General features: G+C 51.0%; 11 protein-coding genes and 2 pseudogenes. 7 read left to right on the top strand and 6 right to left on the bottom strand.

Features of this window, described 5'->3' with window-relative positions:
- Positions 1 to 40: 40 nt before the first annotated feature.
- The 6 genes from E7747_RS03640 to E7747_RS03625 all read right to left on the bottom strand — a co-directional run bounded on the left by E7747_RS03640 (position 41) and on the right by E7747_RS03625 (position 5,167).
- Positions 41 to 1,060 carry a DUF4249 domain-containing protein gene (locus E7747_RS03640; protein WP_136414161.1) on the bottom strand — a complete coding sequence of 340 codons (1,020 nt, stop codon included), beginning with the start codon at positions 1,058 to 1,060 and terminating at the stop codon, positions 41 to 43.
- 10 nt (positions 1,061 to 1,070) lie between these two features.
- On the bottom strand, positions 1,071 to 3,221 hold the full coding sequence (locus E7747_RS03635) for a TonB-dependent receptor plug domain-containing protein (protein WP_228449243.1): 2,151 nt from the start codon (positions 3,219 to 3,221) through the stop codon (positions 1,071 to 1,073).
- Entirely contained in the window at positions 3,221 to 3,700 is a 480-nt protein-coding gene (locus tag E7747_RS16870) for a hypothetical protein (RefSeq protein WP_228449242.1), read from the bottom strand. Before E7747_RS16870 ends, E7747_RS03635 begins: the two co-directional genes overlap by 1 nt.
- Positions 3,697 to 3,852: a hypothetical protein gene (locus E7747_RS16865; RefSeq protein ID WP_228449241.1), complete on the bottom strand. Its 156-nt coding sequence runs from the start codon at positions 3,850 to 3,852 to the stop codon at positions 3,697 to 3,699. The genes E7747_RS16870 and E7747_RS16865 overlap by 4 nt, the downstream gene beginning before the upstream one ends.
- Entirely contained in the window at positions 3,813 to 4,355 is a 543-nt protein-coding gene (locus E7747_RS03630) for a FecR family protein (protein WP_228449240.1), read from the bottom strand. Before E7747_RS03630 ends, E7747_RS16865 begins: the two co-directional genes overlap by 40 nt.
- 287 nt (positions 4,356 to 4,642) lie before the next feature.
- Positions 4,643 to 5,167 carry an RNA polymerase sigma-70 factor gene (locus tag E7747_RS03625; protein WP_136414159.1) on the bottom strand — a complete coding sequence of 175 codons (525 nt, stop codon included), beginning with the start codon at positions 5,165 to 5,167 and terminating at the stop codon, positions 4,643 to 4,645.
- 282 nt (positions 5,168 to 5,449) lie between these two features.
- On the opposite strand from E7747_RS03625, the pseudogene aspS reads away from it, so the two are divergent.
- The 7 genes and pseudogenes from aspS (at position 5,450) to E7747_RS03590 (ending at position 12,044) form a co-directional block, all read left to right on the top strand.
- Positions 5,450 to 7,212, top strand: a pseudogene (aspS, locus tag E7747_RS03620) (aspartate--tRNA ligase).
- Positions 7,213 to 7,221: 9 nt separating this feature from the next.
- Positions 7,222 to 8,034 carry a Nif3-like dinuclear metal center hexameric protein gene (locus tag E7747_RS03615; protein WP_123614022.1) on the top strand — a complete coding sequence of 271 codons (813 nt, stop codon included), beginning with the start codon at positions 7,222 to 7,224 and terminating at the stop codon, positions 8,032 to 8,034.
- Between the two features lie 35 nt (positions 8,035 to 8,069).
- Positions 8,070 to 8,834 (top strand): zinc ribbon domain-containing protein, encoded by a 765-nt coding sequence (locus E7747_RS03610; RefSeq protein ID WP_123614023.1) that lies wholly within the window; start codon positions 8,070 to 8,072, stop codon positions 8,832 to 8,834.
- Positions 8,835 to 8,885: 51 nt separating this feature from the next.
- On the top strand, positions 8,886 to 9,452 hold the full coding sequence (locus E7747_RS03605) for an FKBP-type peptidyl-prolyl cis-trans isomerase (RefSeq protein ID WP_136414157.1): 567 nt from the start codon (positions 8,886 to 8,888) through the stop codon (positions 9,450 to 9,452).
- A gap of 59 nt (positions 9,453 to 9,511) precedes the next feature.
- Positions 9,512 to 10,078, top strand: a complete 567-nt coding sequence (gene efp, locus E7747_RS03600) for an elongation factor P (RefSeq protein ID WP_123614025.1) — start codon at positions 9,512 to 9,514, stop codon at positions 10,076 to 10,078.
- A gap of 146 nt (positions 10,079 to 10,224) precedes the next feature.
- Positions 10,225 to 11,420 (top strand): annotated as a pseudogene (locus E7747_RS03595) (FprA family A-type flavoprotein).
- 105 nt (positions 11,421 to 11,525) lie between these two features.
- Positions 11,526 to 12,044 carry a uracil-DNA glycosylase family protein gene (locus tag E7747_RS03590; protein ID WP_228449238.1) on the top strand — a complete coding sequence of 173 codons (519 nt, stop codon included), beginning with the start codon at positions 11,526 to 11,528 and terminating at the stop codon, positions 12,042 to 12,044.
- The last annotated feature ends 211 nt before the right edge of the window (positions 12,045 to 12,255 follow it).

The raw sequence follows: 12,255 nt of genomic DNA, 5'->3' as shown, positions 1-12,255 counted from the left end.
ATATTGATTGTAGGAATCTATGATTGATTATCGGTCAGGCCTATCCGGCAGGTGTCCAGACCTCTGTTTCATCACTGTCTGGATTGTCGAGCCACGGGGTCTCATAGAGGCTGGCAGCCCCTAAGAAGCCGAAGCCGTCAGTGATGTTTGAATAGTGGCTGCGTATGGGCGCGAGGCCGTTCTGCCCGAGCTCGTTGTTGCTGATGTCGTTGAGTGATTTCAGGAATTTATAGAGTTCAGGCGATAGGCGGTAGAGACATACTTTATAATTGTATGTTGAAGAGAAGTTGTCTTCTTCATCGTTGTATTCAAGTTCTACATTTATCTTGAGCGTATATTCTTTTCCTGAAATCATGTCGTCGTTCCAGATGTAGAGGTCCTGATAGTAATTATAGTCGAAGTCTAATGTCGCGTCAAGTCCGATTTTATTGTTGAGCAACGGCTCGCCGGATACATCGACAAGCGGGAGATACACGCCTGTCCTTGTATCTTCTATCCATCTGTCTTCTGCCCAGTCGAAATAGGTATATGTATAATGTGCTTTTTTCATGACTCTTACACCGTAGTAGTCTTCAGTCTGTGGGTCATCGGAGAATGTGATGCGGATTTGACGGTCGTAGCCGGCATCTGTGGATGACTCGGCTAAGACAACCTTATGCAGTCTGAATCCGTCGGGGACAACGGAGCTTGATCTGACCGTCGGAAGTCTGCCGGAACTTGCAGCGATGTCAATTCTGTCGCCTTTGGAGAGTTTTTTGACTACGTAGTAGCTTTTGTCGGGAACCATGCTTCCTGTCCCCGACTCTGACCAGCATACTTTCTGGCTCTCGCCGTTTACGGTAAATTCAATATCTGCGTCAGGAATTCCTTCCGGTGGCAGCCCTGCCGAGTTGAGCGGGACGGTTTTTGACAGTTGGATTACAGTGGTGTCATAGCCGGCTGTGGGCATACAGTAGACAACCAATTTTTCTTCGGCCTGCAGTCCCTCGATTTCGAAGTGCGAGTTGCAGCCGATCGGGAGTGAGGCCGCAATATATAATAATAAGTGGAAGGGTTTCATTTCTTTATCCTTAGAATTTATATGTGTAGCTGAACGAGGGGAGAATCGGGAAGATGGCAGTCGCTTTGCCACGGTATGTACCGTTGGGCATCACTACGATTTTGGCGGTGAAAGGATTCATGCGGCAATAGGCGTTGTAGACGCTGATGTTCCATATCCGTTCATTGCCCTTTTTTGTCGTCCGTCGGAAATTGATGCCGAGGTCGAGACGGTGGTAGGCCGCGAGCGATATATTGTTGGGTTTCTCGTATACCCATATATAATTCTGCTCTGATAGCTCATAGTATTCGTGACCTGCCCCTCCGGGCACGGGGATTGTCGGGGCTAAGGTGATCTGTTGCGGGACTGTCATGCGGTTTCCGCTGTGGAACGACCATGCCGCATAGGCATCGATCCGGTTGGTGATTTTGTAGCTTAGGTTGATATTGAGTTTGTGCCTGTTGTCGAATTTGTCGGGATACCAGCCGGAGTGGAATCCGGGAAAATTGCGTTCGTTCCACGACAGGGTGTATGACCCGCTTATGCTCAGCCGCTCGTTGCCGTAGCCGCCTTCGATTTCCATGCCGTAGGCGCGTCCGCGTCCGCGGCGGATGCGGGAATCCCAGTTCTCGAAAGGCGGGGTAAGGGAGTTGCCGCCGTCATATTCAATCAGGTTTTCCATCGTCTTGTAGAATCCTTCGGCGCTCAGACGTATGTTGCGCGGGAGCATCAGGTAGACTCTCGCCGCATATTGCTGTGAGCGCGATGGGGCTATTTTAGCTGTCGAAGGGACCCAGTAGTCGGTCGGAAGATTGAGATAGGAGTTTGAAAGCTGGTGCATGTATTGGCTCATCTTCGTGTAGGACGCCTTTAGCGTGACGCGGTCCGATGCCTGATAGCGGACTGCAAGGCGCGGTTCGAGCGTGCCGTAGGTCTTGTCAGGGATATTGAACAGCGTGCAGTGTATCCCGGCGTTGACTCTCCATCTTTCGCCGAGAGCGATGTTGTCTTCGGCATAGACCGAAAGCTCATGTCCGCGCATTGTGTGGTGGATGTTGCGGGCTGTCGTGTCCATGTCGGTGCCGTTGCCTGAAAAATTGTTCTGTGCGAAACTCTGTGGCTTGAAGAAGTGCATGAGGTAGTTTGCACCCGTGCGGATGTGGTGTGTCTGGTTTAGACGGTAGTCGAGTTCCATGCGGGCGCCGAAATCGTTGATGGTCGAACGGCTGTGGTTCTCTACATGTGTGATTCCGATGATTGTGCTGTCGAGGGTATATGTGTTGTAGTTGTCGATATAGCCCTGCCGCGACTTGTTGTATGTATATATCGCCGTGAAAACGGAGTAGAGTTTTGGCGAGAACTGGTATTTCCAGTTCATTGCAGCAGTCATGTTGCCCCATTGGAGGTTTATTTTGCTATACTCGTCTTGACGGTATTGGTAGAGGTCTTCGTAAGTGTCTTTTGCCCTGAATGTATCGTTGCCGGAAAAGAAACTTATGTCGGCGCGGCTGCGAGGCGAGAAGATATGGGTCACTTTTGCGTTGAAATCGTGAAAGGCATAGCGGATGTCGGTATTTTCGCCCTTTTGGTTTTTATTGTAGATTGCGAACGCGGGGATTGTGATGAGGTCGAGCCAAGTGCGTCGCAGGCCGATGTTGAACGAGGTACGGTTTCTGACAATCGGTCCTTCGATCTGGAGGCGGCCGTCGAGAAGTCCGACGCTGAACGAGCCATGATATTCATTCATGTTGCCGTCCTTGGTGCGCACATCGACCACGGATGACAGTCGGCCTCCGTAGCGGGCCGGAAATCCGCTTTTATAGAAGTCGATGTTCTTGATGACATCGGTGTTGAACGATGAGAATAGTCCGCCGAGGTGGTTGACCTGATAGAGCGGTGTGCCGTCGAGCATGAAAAGATTCTGGTCGTTGTCACCGCCGTGGACATACAGCCCCGATGTTATTTCAGTTCCGGCCGCTACTCCCGAGAGCGTCTGTAGGGTTTTGACGACATCGGGGGAGCTTAGCAGCGCGTATTCGCGGTTGAGGTCTTTGGCCGTGAGCGATATTTTGCCTGTCTGGGTTGTGTGGAGCGGTGAGTTGAGGTCGGCAGTGACCACCACTTCCTCAAGTTCGTTGCCGGGCGAGAGGACTACGTTGAGAGTCTTGTTCCCGCTGAGCATTATGTCCTCGACGCGGTCGGAGTTGCCGATTGATGAGAAACTGACCGAATGATGGCCTTCGGGAGGGTCAGGCTGAAAAATCCGTGTTCGTTGGTCAGCGTGCCGGCTCCGCTGGTTATGTCGAGGACGGTAGCGTTGATGACGGTCTCTCCGTCGGGTTCGGTGACATAGCCGCTGAGTGTGTATTTTTTAGCAGGCATTATGATGACGTAATCGCCGTTTTTCTCCCAGCGCAGCCCGGTGTTGCGGAATAATTCCGCAAGGCTTTTGTCAAGGGGCAGACCGTCGAGCTTTTTTCCTCTGTATGGTATGTCGAGGAGGAGTGATGAATCATATACGAATTTCACACCGTGGCGCGTCTTGACATCCTCGATTTTTTGACGCAGGGTTGAAGTGGTCGGGTCTTTAACGGGTTCTCCGTTAATCTGCTGTGTGAGAAGTAGTGCGGACAATATGATGAGTGACAGGATGCGTGTCATTTTGTTTCTTTTTCAATTTTTACGTCAAGTGATTTTTCAATGAGCATGATGATTTCATCGAGATTGTCTGTCTCGAATTCGGCTGTGAGTACCTTGCCTGTCGAGCTACATGTCAGACTGACATTGAAATGAGCCGATAGCCTCTTGAGCACGTCGGGAGCGGAGTGTTGTCAAACACAAATTTATGCGCTGCCGGTGTGCCGCCGGTCTGAGTGGTCTCTATGATTTCAGGATCATCAGCGCCTGCGAGCAGACAGGCGTGCATGCCTTTGGTGAGGATTATGCCTTCGTTTCCATCCTTTGCGGTAAACCTGACTTTGCCCGATGTCACCGACACGCCGATTGAATCGGGATTGAGTTCGTCGACCGTGAACTGAGTGCCGAGCACGGTTACAGTTGCGTAGGTTGCGTTTGCGACAAAAGGCGCTTCGGGATTTTTTGTCACACGGAATTCGACTTTACCTGTCATTTCGACCTGTCTTGAGTCATCGCCGAAACTTTCTGAGTGATATGAGAGAGAAGAATGAGGGAAAAGAGTCACGACTGAGCTGTCAGGGAGTGTATAGCTGACGGCATTGTCATAGGCATAGAGTCGTGTCATGGCTTCGCGGCCGGAATTGAAAACGTGGTAGCCTAAGGCTATACATATCGCCACGGATGCCGCTATGCCTATAGTGAAGCGGTTCAGTAATCTTAATCTGAATCCGGCCGGATGGTCTGCGCGATAGGCGCGCAGAGCGCTTTGGTGTCGAAACGTCCGGGTGCGTAATACTTGAGTACGAATCTAAGATGTCTGTTTTCTCTGTCCATATTTTACACTGTTGTTTTACCCTATGACAGAGAAATGCTGAAAAAACTACTATGCAAAAGTGAAAATTTTTGCATGAATATTGTAAGTTGTTGTAAATTAGATTTCTTTTGCCGTTTTCTTTCTTGTGCCGGTTAACCGAAAAAGAACATGTAGACCCGATGGCAGCCCTCTTTGAGTGCTTTAAGAGCTTTGCTTATCTGATTTTTCACGGTATTGACCGAAATGCCCATCTCTTCGGCTATTTCTTCATATTTGAGTCCGTCGCGCTTGCTCATCAGCAGCACTTCGCGACATTTTTCCGGCAGTGAGTCGATGGCAGTCCATAGCCGTGCTTCAATAAAGGCCGCTTCCTCGCGGTCATCTTCATCGATTATATCATCGAATTCCTCGTCGGTCGCCGAACTGTCGATGAGGCTGGCCCGTCGAAGCATATCAAGGCTGCGGTTTCTCACCATCATGAAAAGATATGACTTCACGTCAGCCACATCATGACCGTCGTCTCTGCGTTCGAGGAAATCAGTCAGGCAGTCCTGCACCACGTCTTCTGAATTTTCAGGACTGCGGAGATAGCGGAGCGCGTAGAGACACAGAGGTCTGTAGTACCTCCTGAATATATCTTCTGCGCTGATAATCGGCTTCTTGTCCGTGATTGACATAAGGCGTGAGTTATTCTAAAATGTATTCCGGCTGCAAAATTATCCATAATATTCAATAAATTTATCCAGATTGTGGCTTTTGAACATGAAAACGTTGAATTTGTAGCCAATATCAGGCTGAGGGTCTAAATTTGTCCGGTGGAATGATTTTTTTTTGATTTTCTATCTGATTCTTTGTAATTTTGCACATTGAAGTGCCGTTGGCTTCAGGCTGTTGCCTATCGTGTGCTTGAAAAATTAACCAATCCGGATTAAATATATCTAAATAGAACCAGTTCTGCTATGTATAGAACGAAAACATGCGGCGAACTCCGACTCAGCGATGCGGGTCAGGAAGTGACCCTCGCCGGCTGGGTGCAGCGCGCCCGCAAGATGGGTGGTATGACCTTTGTAGACGTGCGTGACCGCTACGGTATTACTCAGGTGGTGTTTAACATCGAAAATGATGCTGCTCTCTGTGAGGCAGCCAATCATCTCGGACGTGAGTTTGTGGTTCAGGTTAAAGGCAAGGTTGCCGAGCGCACCAGCAAGAACCCGAATCTCCCGACAGGCGACATCGAAATCATCGCATCGGAGCTGAAGGTGCTTAACCGCAGCGAAGTGCCCCCTTTCACAATCGAGGACGACACTGACGGCGGCGACGACCTCCGCATGAAATACCGCTATCTCGACCTTCGTCGCAACTGCGTGCGAGCGAATCTCGAACTCCGCCACCGCATGGCTTTTGAAATCCGTCGCTACCTCGACTCCAAGGGCTTCCTTGAGGTGGAGACCCCGGTGCTCATCAAGTCTACTCCCGAGGGTGCGCGCGACTTCGTTGTTCCCTCGCGCATGAATCCCGGTGAGTTCTACGCTCTTCCACAGTCGCCACAGACTTTCAAGCAGCTTCTGATGGTCAGCGGTTTCGACCGTTACTTCCAGATTGTGAAATGTTTCCGCGACGAAGACCTCCGCGCCGACCGTCAGCCTGAGTTCACCCAGATTGACTGCGAGATGTCGTTTGTCGATCAGGAAGATGTGCTCAATATGTTTGAAGGACTTGTAAAGCATATTTTCAAATATGTCAAGGATATTGATTTCACCGATCCGTTCCCTCGCATGACATGGGCCGACGCTATGCGTCTCTATGGTTCTGACAAGCCCGACACCCGCTTCGGCATGGAGTTTGTCGAAATCAAGGATCTCACCGGAGGCAAGGGCTTCGCCGTGCTTGATGATGCCGAGTATGTCGGCGCTATCGTAGCACCCGGCTGTGCCGACTACACCCGCAAGCAGCTCGACCAGCTGACCGATTTCGTTAAACGTCCGCAGATTGGTGCCAAAGGCATGATGTGGGTCAAGTAGAGGCCGACGGCTCGATCAAATCGTCAGTATCGAAATTCTACACCGAAGACGAACTCCGCGCATGGGCCGACCGTTGCGGCGCAAAGGCAGGTGACCTTATCCTGATTCTTGCCGGCCCGACAATGAAGACCCGCAAGCAGCTCTGCGAACTCCGTCTTGAGATGGGTTCACGTCTCGGACTCCGCGACCCGCAGAAGTTCTCGTGTCTCTGGGTCATTGACTTCCCCCTCTTCGAATGGGACGAAGAGACTCAGCGCTACTATGCGATGCACCATCCCTTCACCTCTCCGAACCCCGAAGATATACATCTCCTTGACAGCGATACCGGCGCTGTGCGTGCGACTGCCTACGACATGGTTGTCAACGGCAACGAGCTGGGCGGCGGTTCAATCCGTATCCACGAGGCTGAACTTCAGGACAAGATGTTCCGTCTGCTCGGTCTCACCGAAGAGGACGCACAATATAAGTTCGGCTTCCTGATGAACGCCTTCAAGTTTGGTGCGCCCCCCCACGGAGGTCTTGCCTTCGGATTCGACCGTTTCGTCAGCATCCTTGCCGGACTCGATTCGATCCGCGACGTGATTGCATTCCCGAAGAACAATTCCGGGCGCGACATGATGATTGATGCCCCGTCGGCCATCGACGAATCTCAGCTCGAAGAGCTAAGCATCCGCATCGATCTTTCCGACGAAAAGAAATAAACCACGACCATGAGCGCGAAGCAATCCGTGACGCTTGCCGAAATAGTCGGCTGCATTGAAGACTTCGCATCTCCGGGTCTTCAGGAGAAGTGGGACAATACAGGCTGGCAGCTTTGTCCGCTATCGCCCGACGCGCCATGCACCGGCGCTATGCTCTGTCTCGATGTCACTCCCGATGTGGTGGCTGAGGCGGAGGCCGAAGGGTGCAATCTGATTGTCTCACATCATCCGTTGATATTCAAAGGACTCAGACAGATCACCGGCGCTTCCCCCGTGGAGCGCGCGGTGATTTCTGCTATAAAGGCAGGTATAGCCGTCTATTCGTCGCACACCGCGCTCGATTCTGCGAGCCACGGTGTGTCGCGCAAGCTCGGTGTCATGCTCGGCCTTGAGTCAATGCGCGTGCTTGCGCCGCAGCCGGGAAGCACTGATACCGGTCTTGGCATAGTAGGGGAATATCCGTCGCCGATGTCGGTCGACGGGTTCATCGCCCGTGTCAAGGAGGTCTACGGTGCGCCGGTCGTGCGCCGTTCTGAAGGGCCGGCCGGGCTGAAAGAAATCAGGCGAGTAGCTCTTTGCAGCGGTTCGGGCGGCGAGTTCATCGGCGATGCGATTGCTGCGGGAGCTGACGCATATATAACTTCCGACACCCGCTATCACGACTTTGTCGACCACGGAAGGGCTATTCTTATGGTCGATACCGGGCATTTTGAAAGCGAAATATGCACTAAGTCAATTTTTTCGGCCATAATTTCAGAAAAATTTCCTACCTTTGCAGTCCGGCAATCGCACGCCGAACACAATCCGGTGTGCTACGTCTGAAAGAAGAATTATAAAAATTCTACATATATACATATATGGCGATAGACCAAAATAAATCCGAACAGTCATTGTCAGTTGAGCAGCGCCTCCGCGCCCTCTACGAGCTCCAGACTATCCTTTCCGAGATTGACCGCATCAAGACCATCCGCGGCGAGCTCCCGGAGGAAGTGCGTGACCTCGAAGACCACATCGAGGGTCTCCACACCCGCATCGATAAGTTCCATGCCGAAATCGAGGACCTGCGCCTCAAGTCGGCCAAGGAGAAAAACAACATCGAGCAGGCTCAGGCTCAGATTGCGACCTACAAGCAGCAGCTTGACAACGTGCGCAACAATCGTGAGTTTGATTTGTTATCAAAGGAGATAGAATTCCAGACTCTCGAAATCCAGCTCTCGGAAAAGCGCATCAACCAGTATGCCCGCGAGATTGAAAACAAGACAGCCGACATCGCTGCGGCTGAGGAATCGCTTTCCGACCGCAACCACATCCTTGTCGACAAGCGTCACCAGCTTGAAGAAATCGTGTCAGAGACCAAGAAAGACGAAGAGCGTCTGCGTCTTAACGCAAAGGAAATCGAACCTAAGATTGACACACGCACTCTCACAGCTTTCAAGCGTATCCGCAAGAATGCCCGCAACGGTCTCGGCGTTGTCTACATCCAGCGTAACGCCTGTGGCGGATGCTTCAACCGCATTCCCCCGCAGAAGCAGATGGAAATCAAGATGCACAAGAAAATCATCGTCTGTGAATACTGCGGACGTATCATGATTGATCCTGAACTGGCCGGAGTGACTGAGTAAGGAATTTTATAGATTCAGTTCTCAACCGACTAAACAAAACTTAAAATAATTATGGAAAAGATTCTCCCTGGCAAATATGTCGAAATAAGCTATGATCTCTATGAAGTCGCTCCTGACGGGACCGAAACTCTTGTCCACAACGTTGTCGACGAAGAGCCCGAACGTTTTATCTTTGGAGTGACAAAAGGACTCATTCTCCCGCTTGAGCGTGCGCTCGAAGGGCTTGAACCCGGTCAGACATTTGACGTTCCTGTAGCTGCCGGAGAGGGTTTCCCCTATAATCCCGACGATGTGGCCCGTCTTGACAAAGACATCTTTATGGTCGACGGAAAGTTTGATGCCGAGACTATCAAGAAGGACGCCTATATCCCAATGATGACAGGCGACGGATTCCGCATCACCGGCAAGGTGCTTGAAGTTACACCCGACCATGTGGTCATGGACTTCAATCATCCTCTTGTGGGCAAGGATCTCTGCTTCAAAGGCAAGGTCGTCACTGTCCGCGACGCTAAGCCCGAAGAACTTCACCCCACCTGTGGCGGCGGATGTTGCGGCGGCGGATGCGGTGACTCAGACTGCGGCGACAGCTCTTGCGGTTGTGACGGATGCGGCAAGTAACCTTCCGGCCCACCCTTAAATTTTTTTACGCTTAATCAAAACAACACCATCTACAACACATGGCAACTACTGCAGACTTTAAAAACGGTATGTGCCTCGATATCGACGGCAACTACTTCTTTATTGTTGAATTCCTCCACGTAAAGCCCGGCAAAGGCCCTGCTTTCGTCCGCACAAAGCTTAAAAACGTCAAGACAGGCCGTGTCCTCGACAAGACTTGGAACTCTGGCGTGAAGGTTAACGAAGTGCGCATCGAGCGTCGTCCCTACCAGTATCTCTACCGTGACGATATGGGCTACAACTTTATGCACACCGAAACTTTCGAGCAGGTAGCGCTTCCCGGCGAGAGCATCGACGGTGTTCAGTTCCTCAAGGAAGGTGACATCTGCGAAGCTATGGTTCACGCAGCTTCCGAAACTATCCTTACCTGTGAGATGCCTACCAGCGTTGTGCTTGAAATCACATACACCGAACCCGGTATAAAGGGTGACACCGCAACCAATACTCTCAAGCCCGCTACTCTTGAGACCGGTGCTGAAATCCGTGTGCCCCTTTTCTGCAACATCGGCGATAAGGTGCGTGTCGATACCCGCGACGGTTCTTACGTAGAGCGTATCAAGGAATAAGACTTTTCTTTTACGGGAATATATCTTTCCTGCGGAAGAATTTTATAGGAATAAAGGCTGCGGTTACATCTCATTGCCGTGGCCTTTACTATTTATTTACAGTTAATACACACACAATATTTTTTCTTGTAAAAGCGATTGGACAGATGAAAGTTTCCAGAATTTCAGACCACATACATTATATAGGTGTAAACGACCGCACGACATCCCGCTTCGAGGCCATGTGGCCTCTCCCTTATGGAGTCAGCTATAACTCGTATCTTATCACCGGTGCTGACAAGACTGCGATAGTCGATGGGGTTGAGGCGTGCTATGCCCTCCGTCAGATTGAGCATATCCGTGACATTATCGGTGACCGCAAGCCCGATTATCTTATCATAAACCACATGGAGCCTGATCATTCGGGCGCGATAAAAATGCTGCGTGATGCCTATCCTGATATCGTCATCGTCGGTAATGCCCAGACTCTTGCGATGGTCAATGGTTTCTATGGTGTGGCCGACAAGACTCTTGCTGTCAAGGATGGGGACACGCTGTCGCTTGGCGCGGATGTGAACCTACGGTTTACACTGACTCCGATGGTTCACTGGCCTGAGACGATGATGACCTATTTTGTGGAAGAGGAAACATTGTTTTCCGGTGATGCTTTCGGCTGTTTCGGTGCTCTTGCAGGAGCTGTGGTTGACAGCGATATGGATACGTCTCGCTATTTTCCCGAGATGGTCCGCTATTACAGCAGCATAGTTGGCAAATATGGCTTGTTCGTGCAGAAAGCGTTGAGAAAGTTTGACAATGTGGCTGTCAGGACTCTCTGTACTACCCACGGCCCGGTGTGGCGTGACAGGATTTCAGAGGTTGTCGGGATTTATGACCGGCTCAGTCTTTATGAACCGCTCGATAATGGTGTCACGGTTATCTATGGTTCGATGTATGGCAACACCGAGCTGATGGCCGAGACCGCAGCCGAAGTTCTTGCCGAAGCCGGAATCCGGGAGATAGATGTTCACAATGCCTCGGTCTCAGACCTGAGCTTTATGTTAAGCGATATTTTCAGACACCGCGGTCTGGTGATTGCCGCTCCGACATATTCCGATACCCTTTTCCCGCCTGTGCGCAACGTGATGGAGGCTATTGCCACTCGCGGAGTGAAAAACCGGGATGTGCTTCTGATCGGTTCCTGCACATGGGGCAGAAGGCAGTCGGAGCTATGAACTCATATATTGAAAGCATCGGAGCTGTCAGTGCAGCCGAACCCATAGCGTTCAAACAGGCGGCCACCGCCGTTCAGCTGCAGCAATGCCGCGATGCAGCCTGTGCGCTCGCAGCAAAACTTCTTCAATAAATTTTCTATCCGACTTAACTCATCCGAGCTGTTATGACTGACAATATACCTGTTGAGCGGCATCCCTTTCCGCCATTTATCCCGCACGATGCGCGGGTGTTGATCATGGGAACTTTCCCTCCGAAACCTCTGCGATGGTCAATGGAGTTTTATTATCCCAACAAGACCAATGACTTCTGGCGCATCATGGGAATAATCTTTTATGGAGATGTGAATCATTTCCGTCTGTCCGACGGGACGTTTGACGAGGCATCCATCAGAAAGTTCCTGACCGAAAAGGGGATTGCCCTCCACGACACGGGGGCTGCTGTCAGAAGACTCAAAGACAACGCCTCCGACAAATTTCTTGACATCGTTGAGCCTGTCAATCTCGGAGCATTGCTTGCCGAGATGCCGGAATGCCGTTTTATCGCCACCACCGGCGAAAAAGCGGCAAGCGTGGTCGCGATGCTCACATCGTCGCCTCTCCCTAAAATCGGAGAATGGGTCGACGTGACATGGGAAGCTGACGGACGAGAGCTTGAAATCACACGCATGCCGTCGACATCGCGGGCCTATCCGCTTGCGGTAGAGGCCAAGGCCGATGCCTACAGGCAGCTTTTCATCCGTGCGGGATTGATATGAGAGGTTGACACGTGAAGTCCGATAGCAGGAACTGGGGCAGTCGGCAATAATCAAATTTGCACACAAATGGCTACTGATTAATCGGTAGCCATTGTTATTACTTATTAAATATGTAATTTTGCATTGTGAACCCTTTGCGGTTCTTCTTCATTATAGCAGTGTAATCTATTTTTATCATCTGCTTCAGATGTCTTATTTGCGTTACTCACAC

It is taken from the genome of Duncaniella dubosii (genome assembly GCF_004803915.1).
Taxonomy (GTDB): domain Bacteria; phylum Bacteroidota; class Bacteroidia; order Bacteroidales; family Muribaculaceae; genus Duncaniella; species Duncaniella dubosii.
The sequence above is the reverse complement of the archived record's forward strand: the minus strand, read 5'-3'. Positions and strand labels throughout refer to the sequence as shown.

Excerpts from the sequence above, each read along its gene's own strand:
- E7747_RS03625 (WP_136414159.1), bottom strand. The coding sequence starts at position 5,167 with ATGTCAATCACGGACAAGAAGCCGATTATCAGCGCAGAAGATATATTC.
- efp (WP_123614025.1), top strand. The coding sequence starts at position 9,512 with ATGGCAACTACTGCAGACTTTAAAAACGGTATGTGCCTCGATATCGAC.
- E7747_RS16870 (WP_228449242.1), bottom strand. The coding sequence starts at position 3,700 with ATGACACGCATCCTGTCACTCATCATATTGTCCGCACTACTTCTCACA.
- E7747_RS03640 (WP_136414161.1), bottom strand. The coding sequence starts at position 1,060 with ATGAAACCCTTCCACTTATTATTATATATTGCGGCCTCACTCCCGATC.
- E7747_RS03615 (WP_123614022.1), top strand. The coding sequence starts at position 7,222 with ATGAGCGCGAAGCAATCCGTGACGCTTGCCGAAATAGTCGGCTGCATT.
- E7747_RS03605 (WP_136414157.1), top strand. The coding sequence starts at position 8,886 with ATGGAAAAGATTCTCCCTGGCAAATATGTCGAAATAAGCTATGATCTC.
- E7747_RS03610 (WP_123614023.1), top strand. The coding sequence starts at position 8,070 with ATGGCGATAGACCAAAATAAATCCGAACAGTCATTGTCAGTTGAGCAG.
- E7747_RS03590 (WP_228449238.1), top strand. The coding sequence starts at position 11,526 with ATGGGAACTTTCCCTCCGAAACCTCTGCGATGGTCAATGGAGTTTTAT.
- E7747_RS03635 (WP_228449243.1), bottom strand. The coding sequence starts at position 3,221 with ATGCTCAGCGGGAACAAGACTCTCAACGTAGTCCTCTCGCCCGGCAAC.